Annotated in this window: 22 protein-coding genes and 1 pseudogene; 5 read left to right on the top strand and 18 right to left on the bottom strand. The window is 65.5% G+C overall.

Annotated features, from left to right (window positions below; all coding sequences use genetic code 11):
* Positions 1 to 69: 69 nt before the first annotated feature.
* From HT579_18465 to HT579_18395, 15 genes and pseudogenes are all read right to left on the bottom strand, one after another.
* Positions 70 to 366: a transposase gene (locus HT579_18465; protein QKS30727.1), complete on the bottom strand. Its 297-nt coding sequence runs from the start codon at positions 364 to 366 to the stop codon at positions 70 to 72.
* Positions 302 to 550, bottom strand: a pseudogene (gene tnpB / locus HT579_18460) (IS66 family insertion sequence element accessory protein TnpB). The gene HT579_18465 and the pseudogene tnpB overlap by 65 nt, the downstream one beginning before the upstream one ends.
* Positions 550 to 855 carry an IS66 family insertion sequence element accessory protein TnpB gene (locus HT579_18455; GenBank protein QKS30726.1) on the bottom strand — a complete coding sequence of 102 codons (306 nt, stop codon included), beginning with the start codon at positions 853 to 855 and terminating at the stop codon, positions 550 to 552. Before HT579_18455 ends, tnpB begins: the two are co-directional and overlap by 1 nt.
* 483 nt (positions 856 to 1338) lie before the next feature.
* Positions 1339 to 1998: a type II secretion system protein gene (locus tag HT579_18450; GenBank protein QKS30725.1), complete on the bottom strand. Its 660-nt coding sequence runs from the start codon at positions 1996 to 1998 to the stop codon at positions 1339 to 1341.
* A 2-nt stretch (positions 1999 to 2000) separates the two neighbouring features.
* Positions 2001 to 2441: a type II secretion system protein gene (locus HT579_18445; GenBank protein QKS30724.1), complete on the bottom strand. Its 441-nt coding sequence runs from the start codon at positions 2439 to 2441 to the stop codon at positions 2001 to 2003.
* Positions 2435 to 2968: a type II secretion system protein gene (locus HT579_18440; GenBank protein QKS30723.1), complete on the bottom strand. Its 534-nt coding sequence runs from the start codon at positions 2966 to 2968 to the stop codon at positions 2435 to 2437. The genes HT579_18445 and HT579_18440 overlap by 7 nt, the downstream gene beginning before the upstream one ends.
* A gap of 3 nt (positions 2969 to 2971) precedes the next feature.
* Positions 2972 to 5239, bottom strand: a complete 2268-nt coding sequence (locus HT579_18435; protein ID QKS31711.1) for a secretin and TonB N-terminal domain-containing protein — start codon at positions 5237 to 5239, stop codon at positions 2972 to 2974.
* Between the two features lie 173 nt (positions 5240 to 5412).
* Positions 5413 to 5979, bottom strand: a complete 567-nt coding sequence (locus HT579_18430; protein QKS30722.1) for a hypothetical protein — start codon at positions 5977 to 5979, stop codon at positions 5413 to 5415.
* Positions 5976 to 6602 carry a hypothetical protein gene (locus HT579_18425; GenBank protein ID QKS30721.1) on the bottom strand — a complete coding sequence of 209 codons (627 nt, stop codon included), beginning with the start codon at positions 6600 to 6602 and terminating at the stop codon, positions 5976 to 5978. The genes HT579_18430 and HT579_18425 overlap by 4 nt, the downstream gene beginning before the upstream one ends.
* Complete coding sequence (locus HT579_18420) at positions 6599 to 7186, bottom strand: hypothetical protein (protein QKS30720.1); 588 nt, start codon at positions 7184 to 7186, stop codon at positions 6599 to 6601. Before HT579_18420 ends, HT579_18425 begins: the two co-directional genes overlap by 4 nt.
* Positions 7183 to 8037, bottom strand: a complete 855-nt coding sequence (locus tag HT579_18415) for a hypothetical protein (GenBank protein ID QKS30719.1) — start codon at positions 8035 to 8037, stop codon at positions 7183 to 7185. The genes HT579_18420 and HT579_18415 overlap by 4 nt, the downstream gene beginning before the upstream one ends.
* Positions 8018 to 9721, bottom strand: coding sequence for a type II/IV secretion system protein (locus HT579_18410; GenBank protein QKS30718.1), 1704 nt, complete (start codon positions 9719 to 9721; stop codon positions 8018 to 8020). Before HT579_18410 ends, HT579_18415 begins: the two co-directional genes overlap by 20 nt.
* Positions 9718 to 10914: a type II secretion system F family protein gene (locus HT579_18405; protein QKS30717.1), complete on the bottom strand. Its 1197-nt coding sequence runs from the start codon at positions 10912 to 10914 to the stop codon at positions 9718 to 9720. Before HT579_18405 ends, HT579_18410 begins: the two co-directional genes overlap by 4 nt.
* An 18-nt stretch (positions 10915 to 10932) precedes the next feature.
* Positions 10933 to 11427 (bottom strand): type II secretion system major pseudopilin GspG, encoded by a 495-nt coding sequence (gene gspG, locus HT579_18400; protein QKS30716.1) that lies wholly within the window; start codon positions 11425 to 11427, stop codon positions 10933 to 10935.
* Complete coding sequence (locus HT579_18395) at positions 11424 to 12092, bottom strand: lytic transglycosylase domain-containing protein (GenBank protein ID QKS30715.1); 669 nt, start codon at positions 12090 to 12092, stop codon at positions 11424 to 11426. The genes gspG and HT579_18395 overlap by 4 nt, the downstream gene beginning before the upstream one ends.
* Before the next feature lie 561 nt (positions 12093 to 12653).
* On the opposite strand from HT579_18395, the gene HT579_18390 reads away from it, so the two are divergent.
* A complete protein-coding gene (locus HT579_18390) occupies positions 12654 to 13163 on the top strand; it encodes a hypothetical protein (protein QKS30714.1) in 510 nt (169 codons plus the stop codon).
* A 412-nt stretch (positions 13164 to 13575) separates the two neighbouring features.
* Here HT579_18390 and HT579_18385 read toward each other — a convergent pair whose 3' ends face one another.
* Together HT579_18385 and HT579_18380 are read right to left on the bottom strand one after the other, a co-directional pair.
* Complete coding sequence (locus tag HT579_18385) at positions 13576 to 14391, bottom strand: hypothetical protein (protein QKS30713.1); 816 nt, start codon at positions 14389 to 14391, stop codon at positions 13576 to 13578.
* Positions 14392 to 14552: 161 nt separating this feature from the next.
* The gene (locus HT579_18380; GenBank protein QKS30712.1) at positions 14553 to 15050 is read right to left on the bottom strand and encodes a hypothetical protein; all 498 of its coding nucleotides are present in this window, start codon (positions 15048 to 15050) and stop codon (positions 14553 to 14555) included.
* A 481-nt stretch (positions 15051 to 15531) separates the two neighbouring features.
* Between HT579_18380 and HT579_18375 the strand changes: the two genes are divergently transcribed.
* Together HT579_18375 and HT579_18370 are read left to right on the top strand one after the other, a co-directional pair.
* On the top strand, positions 15532 to 15864 hold the full coding sequence (locus tag HT579_18375) for a c-type cytochrome (protein QKS30711.1): 333 nt from the start codon (positions 15532 to 15534) through the stop codon (positions 15862 to 15864).
* 14 nt (positions 15865 to 15878) lie between these two features.
* Positions 15879 to 17201: an NAD(P)/FAD-dependent oxidoreductase gene (locus HT579_18370; protein QKS30710.1), complete on the top strand. Its 1323-nt coding sequence runs from the start codon at positions 15879 to 15881 to the stop codon at positions 17199 to 17201.
* A gap of 747 nt (positions 17202 to 17948) precedes the next feature.
* Here the strand turns inward: HT579_18370 and HT579_18365 are convergent.
* On the bottom strand, positions 17949 to 19013 hold the full coding sequence (locus HT579_18365; protein QKS30709.1) for a DMT family transporter: 1065 nt from the start codon (positions 19011 to 19013) through the stop codon (positions 17949 to 17951).
* Positions 19014 to 19097: 84 nt separating this feature from the next.
* Between HT579_18365 and HT579_18360 the strand changes: the two genes are divergently transcribed.
* Together HT579_18360 and chrA are read left to right on the top strand one after the other, a co-directional pair.
* Positions 19098 to 20042: a chromate resistance protein gene (locus HT579_18360; protein ID QKS30708.1), complete on the top strand. Its 945-nt coding sequence runs from the start codon at positions 19098 to 19100 to the stop codon at positions 20040 to 20042.
* The gene (gene chrA, locus HT579_18355; protein QKS30707.1) at positions 20039 to 21403 is read left to right on the top strand and encodes a chromate efflux transporter; all 1365 of its coding nucleotides are present in this window, start codon (positions 20039 to 20041) and stop codon (positions 21401 to 21403) included. The genes HT579_18360 and chrA overlap by 4 nt, the downstream gene beginning before the upstream one ends.
* Positions 21404 to 21407 lie beyond the last annotated feature (4 nt).

Here is a 21407-nt window from a genome sequence, read left to right as displayed (position 1 = left end):
CGGGAGACGTCCAATGTGAAAGTTTCTGTGGGTAGCTCGCCGGTCCCTGAAGCCGGAGTCTCACCTGCTTTACCCCCCGTCTCCCCCGCCTCCTTCCGCCGCGCGGCCGGCTTCCGGTTCGGCGGCCTGCGCCTCGAAGAAGCCACGACGGGTGTGCGTCCAGCACTGGGCATGCGTGATCCCGGTCTTCGCCGCATAGTGGGCATAGGCGTGGTAGCCATCCGACAGCAGCACCGCTCGCTCGGCAGGCGTCAGCCCCAGCGCCGCCTCGACGTGCTTGATCTCGCGGCTCTCGAGTGCTCGCCTTGGACCAGTCGGAAATGAAACGGCCAGCCTCGAGACGCTTGGCCCAGACGCAGAAACCACCGCGGTCCCAGTAGAGCACCTTGACCAGCGTCGAGCGCCGGTTGAAGAAGACGAAGAGTTGTCCGCTCACGGGGTCCTCGCGCAGCGCGTGGCGCGTCAGCGCAATCAGCCCGTCGAAGGATTGACGCAGATCGACCGGGCAACCATAGACCTGCACGCGAATTCGCGCTTCCGGGAAGAACATCAGCCGCGAACGAGGAACAGCTGCAGACCTCCGCCGAGGTCGAGGGTCAGTTCAAGACGCGCAGCTGACGAGCTCTCGCGACGCAGCACGCCGACATCGAGAAAGGCTGCCGGCGCCGCACGCTCGGGTTTGCTGCTGCCGCCGGCCCGCAGGCGGCTCCGCCAGCGATGGAAGCTGGTGTCGCTGATTCCTTCGCGCGCGCAGAATTCAGCGACGCTCAAACCGCTGCCGTCAAAGCGCGACAGCAGGACCCGCCACTGCTCCGCGCCACGCTTCACCCGCAACCTCCTGGTCGTCTTCTCCATCCCTGACCTCCATTCCGTGAGCCAAGGAAGGCATTCTCGTCAGGACGGCGAGCGCGGGGAAGAACGCCGGCTGGTTATCGGTTACGTACCGACGACTGGGTCGATCGCGCGGGCGGCGAGATGATCGTCGGGTTGGCGCATCGCGCTCCGGCAAGCGCGGGCAGCGCCAACCCGATGCCCGCCAGGCAGGAGGTCACGGGCGAAACGAAATGAGAGATCACGGGCGAACGACGGTGAGACTGCGAGTCGATTGCCAAACGCCCGATCCGGCCGGACCCTTTCGCGCAAGCGGCGGGGACGGCGGCAGGCGGCCATTTCTGACACGATGGGAGCGTCGAAAACCCGATCGCGCGTACCGCGAGCAACGATAGCACAGCTTGCCGGAAGCTGGCTCGGTGCGTCGAACAGGACAGGCATCGCCTGTCTCTGGTCCCGCTGCGCTTGCCGGGAAGCCGCACGTGGCGGCCACGCCGGCCGTCGTTGCTACCGCGGGACGATGGGCAACGACTGCGGCGTCTGGCCCTGGAGAGGAGCCGGCGCCGGCGCCGGCGCGGGAAACAGTGCTGCCGCTCCCGCTGGCGCCGCCAGTCCGGGTGCTGGCGGCACGGTGTTGCTGCCCTGCGCCACGCCGGCCGGTGCGCTGCCTCTCGCCGGTGCCGCCGGCAGGACGGCAAAGACCCACTCGGAGTATCGCTCCTTGCCTTCGAACAACTGGTTCTCGGGATCGAACCCGGCGATCTTGATGGCGCGCGCGTCGGAGAGGCTGTGCACGCCCATGATGCCGCCGCCCGGTGCGGCGATCAGGCCCCACTCGGGCTTGCCGGTGATCGGGTCGGGATAGAGCTGCCGCAGGTGACGGCGGATGCCCGGGTAGCGCGGGTCCTTGAGCAGGTCGGCGAGGGCAGGGGGATAGCTGCGCCGACCGCCCGGGCTGCTGTTGAGGTAGCTGGCGATCGCCTGGCGATAGGCGGTGCCCACCTCGAGCAGTCGCTGCTCGGCCTCACGACGCTGGGCGATGCTGCCCAGGGTCAGCGTCGCGCTCGTCGCCAGCGCGAGCGTGGCGACGAGGATCAGCAGTGCTAGGTAGGTGAAGCCGCACTGGTGGCGGTGACGGTGTCGCCTGCAGGGGCGGGCGCGCGGCATCGTCAGAGGTCCGCAAAGGGCTTGCCGTCCCTGGTCGTACCCGGGGCGCCGCTCCTGATGTCGTAGACCTTGCCCTGCGCGTCCGGCGCCTGCGGCGGTATGATCGTCCAGGTGCTCGTGCTGCCGGTGACCGGGTCATGCGGCAGTGCCCGCAGGTACCTCTCGGCGACCAGTTCCTCGAGGTTCTCCGGGTAGCGTCCCTTGTCGCCGTAGAACCGGTCGATCGTCTCGCGAACGATGCGCAGATTCTCGCCGAGAACCGCTTCCTTCGAACTGTCGATGCTGTGGAAGTAGCGCGGAACGGCAATCGTCAGCAGCAGGGCGATGATCGACAGCACGACGAGCAGTTCGATCAGCGTGAATCCCTTGCCGACCGGCTCGACCCGGTTGCCGGAGCGGCCGGTGCGATGGCGGGGTTGCCGCGGTTTGCCGTGTTTCACCATTGGCGGTAGGGGACGCCGTTGAGACCAACACCGGCGGATCTCGAATGGACGTCGTAGACGTCGTCGCCTTCCTGTGGGTTGTCGGGTTCGCTCGCGTAGGCTCTCCTGGCCCAGGTGTCTGCGGCCGGCACGCTGGTATCCGGATGCATCGGGTCGCGCGGGATGCGGCGCAGGAAGTAGATCTTGCGGTGCTTGGGATCGCGCACATCCTCCTCACCCTCGACGAGGATGGTGAGTGTCTTCGGGTAGCCGGTCTCGCCGGCCACTTTACGGATCCGCCCTTCGTCGTGGGCCTTCTTGTAGAGGTCGATCGCGTGGCGCAGCTCGCGCAACGCGAGCCGCAGATCGTGCTCCTTGCTGCGCTGGATCGACGTCTGGGCAACCGGAACGACGACCGTGGCGAGAACGGCGACCACGGCGAGGGTGATCATCAGCTCGATCAGCGAGAAGCCACGTCCCTGGCGTTCTCCAGGCTGCCGCCATGGAGCCGTCTGGGCACGCGGCCGGAAGGTGATGGGCGGCGTCATCGATCAGGGGTTGATGGTCAGGGTGTGCGGTGCCGGTGGGGCGGCGGTGATCGACGCACCACCGGCAGCGATCGGGGCGATGGTGATCAGCTCGATGCGCGAGGCGCCCGCCGCCAGCGCGCGGAACGTCAGCGTGGCGAGGACATCCGGAGCGCTGGCGCCGCCGGCGCCGGATCGCGTCGTCGTCAACAACACCTGGCCACCGGGATCAACGCGGTAGTTGAAGGTCGTCGTTGCACCACCCTGGCGCAGGAAGCCGCCTTCGCTGACGTTGGCGACCTGCAGCGCCCGCGGATCGAAGGCGACCGCCAATGGTACGCTGACCACCGGCTGGTCGGCCTGCATCACCAGTTGCACCGTTGCCGTCTCGCCGGTCCGCAGTGCGGTCGGACCCTGCCAGAGCAGTTGCGCCGTCCCGCCGGGAACGGCGCCGGCCAGGCCACCGCTGCCCGACAGGAGCGATCCGGCGGATGCCGCGGAACCCTCCGCCGACGGCGTGACCGGGCTTCCCAGCGGATCGGCCGTGGTTCCCTGCTGCAGCGAGGCGGCCGCAGGCGAGGCGAAGGGGTTGGCTGTTGCACCGCCGGCGCCAGCTCCGGGCGCGGCAGCCGGTGCCGCCTGGCTGTTCGGACGGATGCCCGGTACGGGCGTGACCGGCAATTGCGCGCCTGTGCCGCCGCTCTCCGGCCGCGAGCGGAAGCTGGTCTCGGTGCCGCCGTCGAACTCGGCCAAGTAGGCGTCGACCCGCTGGATGTTGCGCAGGATTCGCGGCGTGATCGACAGCACGATCTCGGTCTTCTTCCCCTCGTCGCTGTGGCTGCCGAAGAGCCGGCCGAGGACCGGGATCTCGCCGAGGAACGGCAGCTTGCTGGCGGTGCGCCGGTCTTCGTCGCTGATCAGTCCGGCCATCAACTGGTTTTCCCCGTCCTTCAGGCGCAGCACGCTGGTTGCCGTGCGCGTGCCGATGCGGTACGCCACCGTGCCGGTCTTGGTGGTTTCCTTGTCGAGAATGTTGCTGACTTCGAGGGTCACCTTGAGGGCGACCTCGTTGTCGAGATAGATCGTCGGTTCGATATCGAGCTTGAGGCCGACGTCGATGTACGTCACCGACTCGGAGGAGAAGCCGGTCGCGGTGATCGTCGAGGTGATGTTCGGCACGCGCTCGCCGATCAGGATCTTCGCCTTTTCCCGGTTGCGGGCGCGGATTCGCGGGTTGGCCAGCAGGTTTACGTCGGCATCGAGCTGGTTCGCCCGGATGACCGCCGGTCCAATGGTGACGCCGGTCGTCGATGAGTTGATGTTGCCGAGTTGCTTCAGCGTCAGTGTGTCGACGGGCAGCGCGCGCAGGAACATGCTGTCGGGCCAGTTCACTCCGAGAGTCTGCAGACGATTGCGACTCACTTCGAGGATCTCGACTTCCAGCATCACTTCGGGCTCGGGAACGTCCTGCACGGCCACCAGCTTGTCGGCGACCCGGATGGCTTCGGCACTGTCGCGGATCATCACCATGTTCAGTTTTTCGTCGACAACGATGTCCTTCGTCTTGAGCATCGTCTTCAGCGTCGTGCCAACAGTCTTGGCGTCCGAATTCGCCAGGTAGTACGTCTTCACGACCAGCGCCTGGTAATCCTTGTGCTTTGCCGGTGTGCCGGGGTAGATGAGGATCGAGTTGCCGTCAAGGATCCGCTGTTCGAGCTGGTTGGTGAGCAGGAGGACGTTGATCGCGGCTTCGATCGTGCTGTTGCGCAGAAAGATGGTTGTCTTCTGGTCGGCGCGCAGATCCTTGTCGAAGACGAAGTTGAGCCCAGATGTCCGCGAGATGACCTCGAAGACCGTCTTCAGCGGCGTGTCCCTGAACTCGATGGTGATCGGCTTCCTGAACGCCGCCGCCAGGGTGGACTCCCTGGCGCCCTTGGCGGACTTTTCCTCGATCAGGCGCTGCAAGGCGAGGGCGCGCTCGTGCTTCGGGTAGGCGACGAGGACCACCCGCAGGTGAGCCAGCGCCAGCTCCGGATCCTTCTTCGCCCAAGCTGCTTCGGCTTCCTGAAACAGGACTTCGTGCCGGCGGGCGCCATCGATCTGGCGCAACCCGGCGGTCGCACGCTCATTGCCCGGTTGCAGCGTCAGGGCGCGGCGATAGGCTGCCTCGGCCTCGTCGTAGCGGCCTTCGACGAAGGCGCGTTCCGCGCGTGCCAGGCTCGCATTGAGATGACGGTCCTGGGCGCGGATGTAGCCGATGCGATACTCGACGGCGCTGGGGTCGAGGAGCATCGCTTCCTGGATCTTCGCCAAGCCGGCGTCGACCTTGTCTTCGGCGAGCAGCGTCTGGCCTTCGCGGTAGGCCTCCTGTGCCGCGCATCCGGCGAGCAACAGGGCTGCTGCCGCGCTCAGGCAGCGGCGGCGCCAGCCAGCGGGTCCGGATTGACGGGAGTTGGCCTCGCTCACTATTGCGATCCTCCGATGGGGATGGTTTGCAGTTGTTTCAGGGGCAGGTACAGCAGCGTCAGTGTCGGTGGCTTGATGCTCTTGACCCGGTAGGTGCCGGCAAAGTCCATGCCTTCGCGAACGATCAGGACTTCGTCGCCGCGCCCGAGATAGACCTCCCACTGTTCGCCTTCCAGTTTCTTGCCGAGATAGGCGAAGGGGATCGGCGGCGCCACCGGTTTCGCCTTCCGCAGCGGCACTTCCTTTGGCGGTGGCGGCGTCCAGCTCAGCGAGGGGAAGAGGTCACGGGTGGCCTTGTCATCGCCGGACGCCGGAATCAGCTGGTCGCGCGGAATCAATGTCGCGACCTCGGTCGTCGCGGGGCTCTTGCCGGCACCGGGTCGCGCAAGCAGTGAAAGGTTCGCCGCCGGCGCTGTTGCGCTCGCACCGGAAGGGCTCCTGTCTCGTCCCGGCGTCGGCTGGACGACACCGTCAGCAGGTTCGCCCGGCGGCGTCCTGTCGCCAAACAGCGCCAAGTAGACTGCCAGCAGAAGCAGCAACAGCAACAGCAGGTGACGGCGGGTCATGGGTCTGTGGTGTCCATGTCAGGCAGGCGGCGGTGTTCGCCCGGGAGCGGCGGCCGGTGCCAGATGGTCAGGCGCACCTTGGCCTCGACCTGGCTCAGAGCGATTTCCTCGCGTTTGAACGCGAGTTCATTGAGTGCCACCGCCGCCTGCGTGCGCAGGATCTCCTCGACCCAGCTCCTGATGTCCGCGTAGCGGCCCTTGACGGGCACCGTCATCTGCAGCCGCGCTGCTTGCGCATGGGCATCGGCGGCACGCAGGTACTCGGCACGGGTGGTGGTCAGGTGATGCCTTGCCGCCGCGTCGAGCACCGTCTTGATGGTCGGCAGGACCTCGTCATCCAGAGCCAGCGCGTCGCTGAACGCCTGGTAGTTCGATGCCGAAGCAGGGGCGGCCGCCGCTGTCGGGGCGGCGGACTCCTGGCGGTTCGCCAGCCGTGCCTGCACTCCGTCGAGGACCAGGAGTTTCGCGGCCAGCTCCGCATCCAGCCGCGGCAGGACGATCACGGCGCAGCCCAGCAACCCCGCCAGGGCGCCGGCGAGCAGCAGCCACCAGGGGCCGTGCCGATGAAGCCAGAGGTCGGCGAGCAGGCGCAGGCGATCGGCGATCCGTTTCACCTCGTTCACTCGCTGTTCCCTTCATGCTCGCTCGGGGTGGCAGCACCCGCTGTCGCGTCGGCGAGCAGCGCCTCGAACATGAAGCGCAGCGGTCGATTGGGATCACGCTCGTTGACCTCGTGCCGGGTGACCATGGCGCCGTTGAATGGTGCGACGGAGCCGAGCTGTTCGAGGTAGTCGAGCATCCGCTGATGATCCTTGGCCTCGGCGACGCCCTTGACGACGTGCCGACGATGATCCGGCTCGAGCTGCAGCAGGGCGACGTCGGCGCCGGCGACGCGTTCGAAGCCATCCAGCAGGGCCGGCCAGGGCGTATTCAGTTGTTCGACGATGCGATTGATGGCGACGACCTGCTGCTCGGAGAGCAGCAATGGCGGCGGTGGCGGCGGGCTGCGGGCGACGATCTCCTGACGGGCCAGGGCGATCGCCTGCGTCGTCTCGGCGAGCCGCTGCTCGAGCAGCTGCCACCACCAGAGGACGGCGGTCCAGGCGAGCGCCGTCACCACGCCAACGGCAGCCAGAATCCGGCGCTGGCGTGTGGCCGGGAGGCGCCATAAGGGACGCTCCGCGAAGTCGATCTGCAGGGCTTTCATCGCTGGCTTCCGGCGAGCGCCAATTGACCGGCGACCCGGCAGTCGTCGGGCAGGCTGGCGAAGTGGCTCGTGCGGCTGTCGTGGGCGCCCGTGCGCGAGGCCAGTCCGGCCACTGTGGCCGTTTCCGGCAGCCAGTCGGCTGCTCCCGTCCATGACAGCCGTTGGCGGGCGTGCGCGTCTGTCGGCAACGGCGTTCGCAGGCGCTCCTGTTCCAACAGCGTGGCGAGTTCGGCCAGTCCCGGGGCCGCCGGCAGGCGCTCGGTGCGCAGCGCGACGGGTTGGGCGTTGCAGGTGTGGGCGAGGGTCAGCGTCAGCCCGAAACCGACGATCAGCCAACCGTCGTCGGGGACCGCGAGGGGGTCGCGATTCCAGCTGCGGACCAGTGCCGGACACACCGATCCGAGTTGCCAGCGATTCGTCCGGGCGAGGCTGTCCAGTTCCCGACAGAGCTGTCGCGGCAGTGCGCTGGCGATGAACGGTGCGCTCGCCTGCCAGTCGGCGGCGAGCAGCCATGGTTCCGCAGATTCGCCGTAGAGCACGGCAAAGCGCGCGGCGGCGGCGGCCCGCAGCTCCTGCAGACCGCGTGCGCCGTTCGGTGGCGTGACGACGAAGCTGCGCACCAGGCCGTCATCGACGGTGACGTGCAACTCGGTGCGACGTGCACCCGCGGTGGGTCGTGCCGGTTTCAGCTCGCCCAGTGCCGCACACAATGCGGCCACCGACGCAGTTGGTGGTGGCTCGACGGTCGTCTGCGCCACCACTTGGCAGGCGGCTGAAGCATCGCCGGCAAGGACGACGGCGCTCGCCGCCGTGCAGCCGAGCAGGAGGCGCTCAGCCTGAAAGCGTGACACGGCGCATCTCGTCGAGCGTTGTTTCACCTTTCGCGACCAGTCGCAGCGCGGCTTCGGTCAGGCTGCGGGTACCGCTGCGGAACGCCGCTTCCTTGAGTTGCCGGATCGGCCGCTTCTCGATGATCAGTTCGCGCAACTCGTCGTTCAGGTTGAGGATTTCGGCAACTGCCTTGCGCCCGCGGTAGCCGGTGCCGCGACAGTCGCCGCAGCCACTGCCGCGACGGAAGTCGAAGCGCGCCAGGTCGTCGGCGGCGATCACGAAGCGTTCGAGTTCGGCATCGCTGGGTACGAAGGACTCGCTGCAGCGGGGGCAATTGACGCGCAGCAGGCGCTGCGCCCAGATGCCGTTCAGTGCCGAGGCGAAGGCGTAGGGGTCGATCCCCATGTGGGTGAAGCGACCGAAGACGTCGAAGACGTTGTTGGCATGCACGGTGGTCAGCACCAAGTGCCCCGTCAGCGCCGACTGGACGGCAATCTCGGCGGTCTCGCGGTCGCGGATTTCGCCGACCATGATCTTGTCCGGGTCGTGTCGCAGGATCGATCGCAGGCCGCGGGCGAAGGTCAGGCCCTTGCGGTCGTTGACGGGAATCTGCAGGACGCCGGGCAACTGGTATTCAACCGGGTCTTCGATGGTGATGATCTTGTCGCGACCGTTGTTGATCTCGGAAATCGCTCCGTACAGCGTCGTCGTCTTTCCGGAACCGGTCGGGCCGGTGACCAGAAGCATCCCGTAGGGCTCCCCGGCCAGGCGCCGCAGGGCTTTCAGCGCATGCTCGTCGAAACCCAGCGAAGCCAGCGTCAGCGAACCGTGCGCCTCGATGACGCCGCGCTTGTCGAGGATGCGCACGACGGCATCCTCACCATGAATGCTGGGCATGATCGAGACGCGCAGGTCGATGTCGCGGCCACTGACCTCGACGCGGAAACTGCCGTCCTGCGGGGTCCGCCGTTCGGCGATGTCCAGTTCGGCCATCACTTTCAGGCGCGAGATCACCTGCTCGGCCAGCGCCACGCCGCTGATCTGGGCGACCGTATCGAGTACGCCGTCGATGCGGTACTTGATCGTGATGCCGGTCGGCGTGCTCTCGAGGTGGATGTCGCTCGCCGCGGCCTTCACCGCATCGTAGACGGTCGAGTTGACGAGCTTGACGGCCGGGCTGGCGGCTTCGCTGAGCGACGCGAAACTCAGGACCTCAGCCGGCCGGTAACGCTCTGGTGCGCCGCTGCCCGTGTCGAGCAGCGAGTGGACCGCATGCACGGACTCTTCGTGTTTCGACAGGTAGGCCTGGATGTCCGCCGCCAGTGCCAGGCAGAAGTGAACCGGTGCACCGGCGAGGCTGCTCAGCCAGACCATGCAGTCGGTATCGAAGGGATCCGGTGTCACGCCGATGATCCGGCTGCCGGCAAGCGCTTCCGGCGAGCGCAGCAGCACGCAGCCGCGCGTCTGTGCCCTGGCCAGGGGCAGGATGTCGAATGCCGGCGCATGGTTCAGCATCTCGGTCGTCTCCATCACCGCCAGGTGGAAGCGCCGGGCAAGCTGGTCGACCAGTTGCCGCGGCGGAGTTCCGGTCAGCGCCTCGAGTTCCGTCACCAGCGACCGTCCGGAGCTGCGCGCCAGGCTTCGCGCGTGCTGCAGGACCTGGTCGCCGAGTTCGGCATCGACGTTCGCGGTCGGCGCGTTCATTGCAGCGTGCCCGCAAGGTCGAAGATGGGCATGTAGAGGAGGATGACGATCAAGCCGACGAGGAGGCCGATGGCGGTCATCAGGACCGGCTCGAAAACTTTCGTGAAACGCTCGATCCAGCGGGCGCTCTCACCTTCGTAGAACAGCGCCGAGCGCGTCAGCATGGCGCCCATCTGCCCCGAGCGCTCGCCGACCCGCAGCATGCGCAGGGCGATCGGTGTCGCCAGCCGGCTGCTCTCGAATGCCTGCGACAGGGTGCCACCGTCGGAGATGATGCGGCGGGCTTCGAGGACTGCGGCACGAGTCGTGGGTGAGACGGCATTGCCGACGATGTCCAGCGCGGTGACGATCGGGATGCCGCCCTCGAGCAACATCCCGGTCGTCAGGTAGAGGCGGGAGAGCTCGATGATCCGGACGCGCTCACCGAGCCCGGGCAAACGGGTCAGGAAGACGATCCAGCGACCGCTGCGGACGAAACGCCGCAGCCAGTAGCCAGCGGCGAGCAGCCCGGCCAGCAGGCATCCGAAGACGGCGCCGGAGTGCTGGCCGACGAACTGTCCCCAGTCGAGGAGCAGTTGTGACAGCCACGGCAAGGCGCGGCCGCTCCCCTGGTACACCCCGGCGAAGCGGGGAACGACATAGCCCATCAGGAAGAAGGTGACGCCACCGCCAACGATGAGCAGTATGGCCGGGTAAATGGCGGCGCTGAGCATCCGGTTGCGGACCGTGTCGAGCCGCGTCTGGTAGTCGATGTAGCGCGACAGCGCCCGTGGCAGGTCGCTGGTTCCCTCTGCAGCCCGGACGATGCCGACATAAAGCGCCGGGAAGACGGCCGGCTGGCGGGCCAGCGCAGCGGAAAAGCGCAGACCCTCGCGCAGGTCTGCGGTCAGACGTTCGAGCACGCCCCGCGAAACCGGCGAAGCTTCCTTCTCGAGCAGTGCCTCGAAGGCCTCGACCAGGCTCAGGCCGGCCTCGAGCAGGGCGAGCAATTCGGCGCTGAACAGCAGCAGGGAAAAGGTGCTGCGGCCCGGCAAGCCGGCGGACTCCGCAGCGACTCCGCCCGCTGCCTTGATCGACAGCGGTTGCAGCCGCTGCTGCAGCAACAGCCTGCCGGCTTCGCCGGCGTCTGCGGCGTCAACGGTGTGCGTCTCGATCAGATTGTCGGGAGATAAGGCACGAACCTGAAAGCGCATCCTTGCTCCGCGGCATCCTCATTGATTGGTGACGTCGGCTGCGTCGCCGGCCCCACCCGGTTGGCCATCCTTGCCGTAGGAGATGATGTCGAAGTCGCCGGCCGCTCCCGGAGCCCGGTAGAGGTAGGGGCGCCCCCAGGGATCCAGTGGCACCGCTTTCTGGAGATAGGGCCCGTTCCACTTGGCAACGGTGCCGGGCCGGGTCAACAGCGCATTCAGCCCCTCCTCGGTCGTCGGATACTGGCCGACGTCGAGCCGATAGGTGTCGAGCGCACGGACGAAGGCTTCGACCTGCGCCTTGGCGACTCCCTGTTCGGACTTGCCAAGCTGTGAGAAGTACTTCGGGCCGACGTAGGCCGCCAGCAGACCGATGATCGTGACCACCACCAGCAATTCGAGCAGGGTGAAGCCAGCGCTGGTGCCGACCTGACTGCTTGGCCTGGAGCGACTTGCATTCACGTACTGCAGGCGTTCGGGCAGTCGCTGGCCGACGATCGCCGTGTGTCTGATCATTGCCGGGTTCCCCGTGTCGCTTCGGCAAGTACCGCCGGCACATAGAGCATCGTTTCCCGATACGGCGGAATTCGCCCGCCATGCCTGGCCACCGCTCCCTGACCGGCGTTGTAGGCCGCCAGCGCCAGCGCGACATTGCCCTGATGCTGGAGGAGCAACTCCTTGAGGTGGCGTACGCCGGCATCGATGTTCTGTGCCGCATCCACTGGATCGGTGACCCCATAGCGCGCGGCGGTTGCTGGCATCAATTGCATGGCGCCGGTCGCACCCTTCGGCGAGACGGCCCGCATGTTGAACCCCGATTCCACTCTCACCACCGCCGCGACCAGTGCTGGCTGCACGTCATGGAGGCGCGCGTAATGCTCGATCAGCGGAGCGAGTTGCAGCCTGCCCTGGTGCTGGTCGTCTGTGTTCGCTCGCGGCGCGGCACGGCTGCGAGCGTCGGGACGCTTCTCGCCGCGGATGAACAGCCGATAGCTGGCATCCCGGCGGTGGCTGGCGTAGCTCGGCACGCCGTCGGCGGAATAGGAGACGAAGACATCGCCGACGGTCGCTGATGTCGCCGGACATGCGAGCAGGCCAGCCAGGAGCAGCGCCAGGAGCGGAAACGTCCGAAGACTCCCTACTCGCGCACGAAGCGGATCGGCGGCTGCGGTCGTGCGCATGATGTTCAAAGGGTCAGAAACCGTTGGCACGACACCGCCGCCTTCCCGACGCCGAGCAAGATTGTGCTTGACACCACGTGTCCCTCCCGAGGGTGTGCGCTTGCGAGTGGGTGACCGGAAGCTGATGGCGAAGGATAACATGATGCGTGGCCGGAGTATTGTGGTCCATGCGTGACGGCAGCGAGCTCACGATGACGAGCCTGGGAGACGGCAGACGGCGGCGTCGTGCCGGGAGGGGCGATGCGCAACCCCTCTCCGGGGACCTCATGGCCAGCAGCGTCGAGCCGGTCCGCAGCGACAGGATTCAGCGACCATCGCCAATCGACCCAGGCAGATCCGATCAAACAGTAGTCCGGCGGTTGACGGGTGTCGCCCACGGCTTGCCTGGATGACCGCGGTTGACATAGCATAACCATGTTGCCGGCCATGATGCGACTCCCTCGGGGCTGGTGACGCGCCGATGTGCCAGCTTATTTCACGCCAACGCGTTCTTGCTGGCGGCGCATCTCATGGGGAGGTGCAGTCCAACAACGGCTCACTTTACGGATGATCGGAGTATCCATGAACACACGGAAGATCCTGCTTGCTGCTGGCCTCGTGGCGATCGCCATCTCGCAACCCACCGCCTTGGCAGGGCCGAAAGACGTGCCCTTCAAGGCCAGCCTGGCTGCTCAGGAAACGCTTAATGCTCCCGGGGGCCCATGCCCCGTGCCGGAGTACTTTGCCAAGGGCACCACTGCGGTGGTTGGGCGAGCCTCGCATCTCGGTCGGGTAGCGGGAGTGGGGAGCGATTGTATCAAGTTCACCGACTTTGGCCCCCCGCCGTCATACGCTTTCGATAATGGGGAGCTCACGCTCACCGCGGCCAACGGGGACCAACTCACTCTGAAGTACAGGGGGACGTTCATACCGACGGCACAACTTCCCGTCTACGCGATCAGCGGGCTCTTTGACATCAGTGGAGGGACGGGCCGATTTGCCAATGCCACGGGCTCGGGCTTGCTTGAAGGCACGGAGAACACTCAGACCTTCCAAGGGCAACTGGAGTTCAGCGGACGGATCTCGTACTGAGCACCGTGAACCCCGATGCGGGTCCGATCATCGGAAGGTAATGCACTCGTGCACTCCGAGATTGGAGCCCTTCTGCGAGCGGAGGAGGCTGATTGCAGAACCGGCAGTACGCCCGTGTTCTGAAGACAGTTCCGGTTCGCCGGCAGAGCAGTGGAAATGCAGTAGGTGGAGGTGCTCGTCGTTTCTCGACTGGACGAGTTGCGCCGCTTCCCGCTGCGTGATCAGGTCTGCCGCCCGGTCGACTGAGTCAGTGCCAGCGGCCCGGCTTACCTTCTGTCGGTCGAGCGTCTTTCGGTCCATGTCCTGGTCTCGCCCCGCCCCGCCCCTGGAAGCCGTGATTCCGGCGGCACCACGCAATCCTGCTCGAGTTCGACCGCGCCAAGGCGACTGTCGACGGCGCCCGGGTCGCGCCTCAGTCGACCCGCAGCAGCACGACGCGATCGTTGTAGGTATCGATGACCCAGACGTAGGGCGCGCGGGCAAGAACTGCCTCGGGCTTGTGGAAGGCATCGGCGGCGCGGCCGCGTCGGCTGCTGCCGAGTACACCGAGGAGTCGATGGCTGCGATCGAGGAGCAGGATGCGATGGTTGTACTCGTCCGCCAGCCAGAGGCGATCGCCGTCGATGGCGAGGTACTTCGGCCCGCTCAGGCCAAGCGCAGCGCCGAAGCTGGCCCGATGCCGCAAGGCGGCGTCGAAGACCTGGACGCGGTTGTTGCCCGAATCGACGACATACACCGTGCCGTCGCTCGCGACTTCGACGTCATGCGGATTGCGCAGTTCGCCGTCGCTGCTGCCCGGGTCGCCGGCCGTTTGCACCAGCCTGCCGTCGCGAAACATGCTCAGCGTCGCGCTGCGCGTGTTGCTGACGAGGACCCGTCCGTCCGGCATGATCGCCACCCCTTCCGGGCCGGCGAGACCCGTCAGCTCGCCGACCAGCCTGGCTTGCGCGCCCTTGATCTCGTAGATCGCCACGCGGTCGTTGCCGGTGTCGGCGACGAGCAGTCGTCCGGATCGGTCGAACTCGGCATCGTGCGGATGGGACAACTCACCGGTACCGAAGCTGCCGACCGGTTTCAGCGTCATGGCTTCGAGAACCTGGATGCGGCTGTTGCGCATGTCGGTCAGGTAGATCAGTCTGCCGTCCGGAGAAAGGGCCGCATCGTGCGGTTGCGCCAGTCCGTCCGCGAACTCGGCGAGCTGCGTTGCGCGCAGGGCGGTTTGCGCCAAGGTTGGCAAAGACAAGAGAAGCAAAGCGGCCAATACGAAAATGCGCATGCCCATGAACCGCGCGGCCGTGCGTCGAGGCAACGGCGCCAAGGGCTGCGGCAGGCCCCGGCCTGCCCGACACCCGCCTGTGGCAGCCATTGCCGGTGCACCCTCGGCCCGGTTCACGAGTCCTCCGGCGACATGCGGTAGAGGTGGCCCGACTCGGGTGCCCCAGACTGATGGTGGCCAACCAGCATCGGCATCACCCAGACCAACTTGCGCAGCGACCTGCCGGGACCATGCGCCTGATTGCGCCAGTGCCTCCGGCGCCGGTGCGTAACCGGATGCCCCGCGCCGGGGCTGGCCGAGGCACGGACGCGCTGCCGCTGCCTTTCGACCTGCTGGCCGCACAGCAGAACGGGAACGTAGCCGCGCGCCGCCAACTGCGATCGCGCGCGCCTGACATCCTTGCCCTGGCCAGTGCTCGCTTTCGTCTGCAGCGCTTCCGGTGTACCGGTCGGCCAGACCGTCGCGATGTCGTCCGGATGGGCGGTGACCGTGAAGCAGACATCGCCGGCGTCGCCACCCGTTTCGACATGGGCGCCATCAACCAGCCAGCCCGGCTCGCGCTCAAGATCGGGCTGTGGTCCGAAATGGAGGTGCCGGGCGGAGCAGGGCATCCTGATGGAGTCATCTCGTTGAGCAGGTCGATGGCCGGCATGCCCGAGCGGGCGTCCACCTTGTGGCGACAGATCTTGCCGATCTGTTCAGCGCAGCAGCCTCCCCAACACACGATCCTTCATCGCCTGTCCGTATCTCGCCAGTCGCATCCTCTCCCTTTCGCCCCCTCGTCTCAGATCCTGTCGAGGCGACAACTAGTCTGACGCAGAGGGGGGTGAACGGTCACGATAGAAGACAGCGCCTCGGCACGGTGCATGCCCGTTTAAGACTCTCTTAATCTTTCGCTTTGATGATGATGACGATGACGCCTCGAATATGGGCATGCGACTCGATCAACGGAGTCGGCAGCGCCTATTGGCCATGGTTCGGGCGGCGCCAGAGCAGCGTATCGCTAGCTTGCTTCTTGACCGCTCTGAGCGGTTCAGACAATGACAGTCCTGGGCTCTTTGCCGCGGACTCGTCACTCTTGGAGGATACGCAATGCAATTGAAGACGATTTCGCCACGCTACCTGATCCTTTGCGGTCTGGCGCTGGCTTCCCACCATGGCGCGCAGGCGGCTCCACCCCCAGGACAGCTTCTGGCCTCCCAATGTGCACAATGTCACGGCACCAATGGCAACGGTCCAGGGTTTGACGAAGTGGCGGGCAAGAGCGCCAGCGAACTGCTAAAAGACCTCCTGGAAATGAAGCGCCGACCGGTCGAGGGCATCATGGACCGACAGGCTCGTGGCTACACCGATGCCCAGATCAAACTCATTGCCGACTACCTTGCGGCACACAGCGGTGTAGCGGCCGCGACGACTGACCATTGAGAGGAGACGTCGGCATGATGCACACCTTCAGCAGAAGACGATTCCTACAACTGGCGGGCGCGGCCTCAGCGGTTGTGGTCTTGCCCCAAACAGCTGCTGCAGCTGCCTCTACCGCTGCGCGTGTGGTTGTCGTTGGCGGTGGCTTCGGAGGCGCCACTGTTGCCAAGTACCTCAGCATTTGGGGCGGCGGCCAGGTGGCGGTTACGCTCGTGGACCCCAATCCGAGCCACATAGCGTGCATTCTTTCGAACCTCGTGGTCACCGGTGCGTTGTCCATGGACCGAATCACATTGGGTTACAGCGCGCTGAAAGGCAAGCCTGGTGTTACGGTGAAGCAGGGTCTTGTGACGGCGATCGACTACATGCGCGGCGCCGTCAGCCTTGGTGACGGAACGACTTTGCCATACGACCACTTGGTCCTTTCGCCCGGCATTGACTTCATTCCTCCACCGGACGGGGCCTGGGATCCAAACCTCACCCCGCATGCCTGGCAGGCCGGCGCACAGACCCTCTTGCTGAAACAGCAGCTGGCAAGCATGCGGGATGGTGACACCTTTGTCATGACCGTACCCAAGTCTCCGTACCGCTGTCCGCCTGGCCCCTATGAGCGCGCCTGCATGGTTGCCGACTACCTCAAGAGAAAACGCCTCGTTTTTGCCAAAGTCGTCGTTCTTGACGCGAACCCCGGCATTCAGGCCGAGCCTCTGGCCTTTGGCGAAGCCTTCAACTTCATATACAAGGGGATGATAGAGTACGTTCCCAATGCCACGGTGCTGGCCGTGAATTCAAAGTCGCGAAGCATTGACACCACGGCTGGCGACTGGTCAGGCGTCCGCGTTCTGAACTACATTCCCAACCAGAGGGCTGCAGCCATGGGCCCGGCCGACAGCCCTAATCGCGGATGGCCGGTGCTAAACGCACAGGGCTTTGTGCCCGTCGACCCGCTGACCTATGGTATCAGTGGCTACGCGAATGTACACGTGATCGGGGACGCATGCGCAGTACCCGCCAGTGAGGGCAAGGCTGTGCCCAAGTCCGGTCACATGGCCAATGCGGAAGCGAAGGTCTGCGCCGACGCCATCCTGCGCACCTTGAACAACCAGCCACTCGACCAGAACATCACAACCAACTCGGCCTGCTTCAGCCCGATTACCGCCACCACGGCGTCTTGGCTTTCGGCAAACTTCAACTACGGTGACATCTACGACGGCGCTGGCAAGGTAAAGGGCAAGGGCATGCACCGCGTGGATCTTGGCGAGGCCCCCAAAACCAACGGCGACAACTATCGGGACATGTTCACCTGGGCACAAGGACTATTCGCGGATAGCTTCGTTTGAGAAAAGGGGGCCGGCAGAGTGCGCCCGACCAAAAGTCGTCGCCGGCTCCGCGCCCAAGCCTCGAACGTTAGCTGGTTGTCATTGTTACTGCTAAGCGTGAGAGAGGGGCGGTTTCGGCTGCGGTCTGGAGTTGCGATAGTCACTGGCGGCGTATTGTGACCCGCGATCCGAGTGATGCATCAGACTCAGCCAGAATCCAGGCAATAAAACAGGACAACTCACGATGTCAAGACGATGGCCTGGCCAGTCATTGCCTGAGGTTGCCGAACCTGCGGCTATTCCCACTCGATCATCAACGAGCCTTCTAAGCTGTTGATTTGCAATGTACGCGACTCTGCCTCGCAGACTTTTACCGTCATTTTTACCGTCAACCTGTGAGGGACCAGCATTGGCGCGGGATTCCGGGCAGTTCGGCGAAAGCTGACCTTTCGAGATCTATCGACATCCATCGACTCCCACGACGATCGCGGAAAGCATCGCAGACACCAATGACGCATGTCCGTGGCGGTCACGGCAACGCCGAAGAAGGGCCGGCATCGATCGACCTAAGCTATTGTCCTGTCGCATTTTTCCGCCCATTTTTTTACCGTCACGGTCCCGTATGGCGGTGAAGTTGAGAGTCTTCATCTAGATCAATCGACACGAATAACTCTCGGCGAACGATCGGGCGGAGTCAGATCGCTCCCTAGCATTCTGGCAGAGCGCTTCACCAGCGGATACGCCCCCGAAGACCCCGGCCGCGCTCGGCTAGTGCGAATGCGAGTGCCGGTGATGGATGTCAGGGTAGTGAGGGTGCTTGTGCGTCAGCACCTCGTGTCGATGGGGATGCACATGCGGTTCGTCGCTGTTCCAGTCGAACGCGTGCGCATGCTGATGATGCGCGTCGTGACGATGCGGGTGAGAGTGCTCGAGCGGCTGGTGCGTGTGCTCGTGCAGATGTCGTTCCCGCACGTGAAGCCAGACACCTAGCGTCATCAAGGCTGCGGCCACCCAGAACAATGGCCCCGGCACGCTTGGCCAGATGGTCAGTGAGATGACGACGCCGAACAGTGGCGCCACCGAGAAGTAGGCGCCGGTGCGAGCGGTGCCGAGCGCCCGAAGGCCGACCACGAACAGTGTCAAGCTCAGGCCGTAACCGAAGAACCCCACCAAGAGGCTGGCCCCAACTGCAGGCGGCGCCGGCCAGTTCGCCCCGCCGAGCAGCGCCAAGGCCGTGTTGCAGGTGCCCGCCACAAGGCCCTTGAGGCAGGCAACGAGCATCGCGTCATTGGTCGACACCTTGCGCGTCAAGTTGTTGTCGATGGCCCAGCAAAGGCAGGCGCCGAGGATGAGCAAGGCTCCGGTCGAAAACGTCGCGCCACCAGGTTCCCAGGAAAGCAGCACCCCGCCGGCAACGATGGCCGCCATACCGAGGACGATCTGCCGGTCGGCGTTCTCCTTGAACACGAGCCAGGCGATGACCGCGGTCAGGACACCCTCGACGTTCAGCAGGAGTGACGCCGCCGCGCCGCTGGTCTGGGTCAGCCCCAGCATCAGCAGCGCCGGTCCGAGGATGCCGCCGAATGCGATTGCACCCAGGAGCCATGGAACCTCCCCGCGCGGAATTGCAAGGTGCGTGGCTGCCTGCCCCGAGGCGCACTCGCGCGCACATCGCAAGGCAAGAAGAGCGCCCAGACCCAGACCACTGCCGAGATAGAGCAACCCCGCCAGCAGTAGCGCGGGCACGCCACCCACGAGCAGCTTGGCCAACGGCGTACTCGCGCCGAACAGTAGTGCCGCCGCGAGCGCAGGGAGTGCAGTGCGAAGAGCCATGGCGCAAGTTGAGCACAAACGCACCAAGGATGTAGCACGGCGCACGTACTTGTAGCATTCATCGCTTTGTGCGATATTTGCTACATGACGGATTGGCTCATCCTTACCGCAACGCTCCCAACGAACCCAAGCGCGCTGCGCGTGCGCGTCTGGCGGGCACTCAAGGCCACCGGGGCCGGAACCCTGCGCGAAGGCGTCTACGTGCTGCCCAACGGCGCTCCGACTGCGCAGTCCCTCTGGGACATCGAGCGGACCATCGCCGAGGCGGGTGCCGACGCGCACATGCTGGTCGTCACTGCCCGAGACGAAGCCCAGGAACGGGTGTTTCGAGACCTGTTCGACCGGTCCGACCTCTATGCGGAGTTGCTGCAATCCATCAAGGATGCGCGCGGCACGATCAGGAAGGTCACCGAGGCGGAACTGCACAAGCAGCTGCGGTCGCTCGAGCAACAACTCCAGACCATCCAGGCCAGCGACTTCTTCCCCGGCAAGGCCCACGAGAAGGCTGCCAGTGCCCTCGCCGCGCTTCGACGCGAGGTGGAACTGCACCTTTCGCCCGGCGAGCCTGCGTCGACCCAGGCACACATTCAACGCCAGTCAGCCGAGGGCTTCCAGGGTCGGACCTGGGCGACACGCAAGCGACCCTGGATCGACCGCCTGGCCACCGCATGGCTGGTGCACCGCTTCGTAGACAAGGCACCAAAGTTCATCTGGCTGGACGGCCCGAAGAAGTGCCCGGCGAGAGCCGTCGGGTATGACTTCGACGGCGCACGGTTCTCGCACGTAGGCGACAAGGTGACCTTCGAGGTCGTAGCGGCGACGTTCTCCCTCGACGAAGACCCCGCCATCCGCGCCATGGGTCAGCTGGTCCATTACATCGACATCGGGGGCATCCCGATCGACGAGGCGCCTGGGTTTGAACTGCTCGTTCGCGGCCTTCAGGCGCAATACCGCTCCGACGACGCGCTGCTGGCGGCCGCGCTGCCCGTGTTCGACACGCTCTACGCAGCTCTGCAAGCACGCACATGAACGACGAAACGATGGCCGATCCGCCTCAAGGCCCAACCTTCGGCCAGGCCCTTTCGTATTGGCTGAAGCTCGGCTTCATCAGCTTCGGCGGCCCTGCAGGGCAGATCGCCATCATGCACGCGGAGCTCGTGGAGAGACGTCGGTGGATCTCGGAAAACCGATTCCTGCATGCGCTCAACTACTGCATGGTCCTGCCCGGTCCCGAAGCACAGCAGCTGGCTACCTACATCGGCTGGCTCATGCACCGGACCTGGGGCGGCATCGTTGCGGGCGGCTTGTTCGTGTTGCCATCGCTGTTCATCCTCATCGCCCTGTCCTGGGTATACATGGCCTTCGGCAACATGCCGGTCATCGCCGGGATCTTCTATGGCATCAAGCCGGCCGTGACGGCGCTGGTGGTCCACGCGGCCTGGCGCATCGGCTCGCGAGCTCTGAAGAACGCCTGGCTCTGGGGTATCGCCGCCGTCGCGTTCGTCGCCATCTTCGTGCTCGATGCGCCGTTCCCGCTCATCGTGCTGGCGGCGGGGCTCATCGGTCACTTCGGCGGCCGTTACGTCCCCGACAAGTTCAGGACCGGCAGCGGGCACGGCAAAGCTGCAAAGGAGTTCGGCACCGCGCTCATCGACGACCACACGCCGACACCCGAGCACGCCCTGTTCACCTGGGGCCGGTTCCGGAGCGTGCTGTTGGTGTGCCTGGGCCTCTGGGGAGTTGCCATCGGTGCACTCACGGCCATCTACGGTTGGGACGCGGTACTGACGCAGATGGCGTGGTTCTTTACCAAGGCGGCCCTGCTGACCTTCGGCGGCGCCTACGCGGTGCTGCCCTACGTGTACCAGGGCGCCGTGGATCACTACCAGTGGCTGACGGCCCTGCAAATGATCGACGGGCTGGCTTTGGGCGAGACGACGCCCGGCCCGCTCATCATGGTCGTGTCGTTCGTCGGTTTCGTCGGCGGCTGGACCAAGGCCATCTTTGGCAGCGACTCTCTGTTCCTGTCCGGAGCAGTGGCTGCGGGCGTGGTCACCTTCTTCACCTTCCTGCCGTCGTTCTTCTTCATCCTGCTCGGCGCGCCGTTCATCGAGTCGACGCACGGTAAGCTGAAGTTCACCGCGCCGCTGACCGCCATCACCGCCGCCGTGGTCGGGGTCATCGTGAACCTGGCCATGTTCTTCGCGTACCACGTGCTGTGGCCGCAAGGCCTGGGCGGGCACTTCGAGTGGCCCTCTGCGGTCATCGGCCTTGCCGCTGCGGTTGCACTGTTCCGCTTCAAGCTTGGCGTGATACCGGTCGTAGTGGGCTCCGGCATCGCCGGTCTGACGTACCAGCTCGCCCATGCCGCGCTCTACGCACACGTTTGAGGAG

This window comes from Candidatus Accumulibacter similis (genome assembly GCA_013347225.1).
Taxonomy (GTDB): domain Bacteria; phylum Pseudomonadota; class Gammaproteobacteria; order Burkholderiales; family Rhodocyclaceae; genus Accumulibacter; species Accumulibacter similis.
This window is presented reverse-complemented; position numbering and strand designations above follow the sequence as displayed.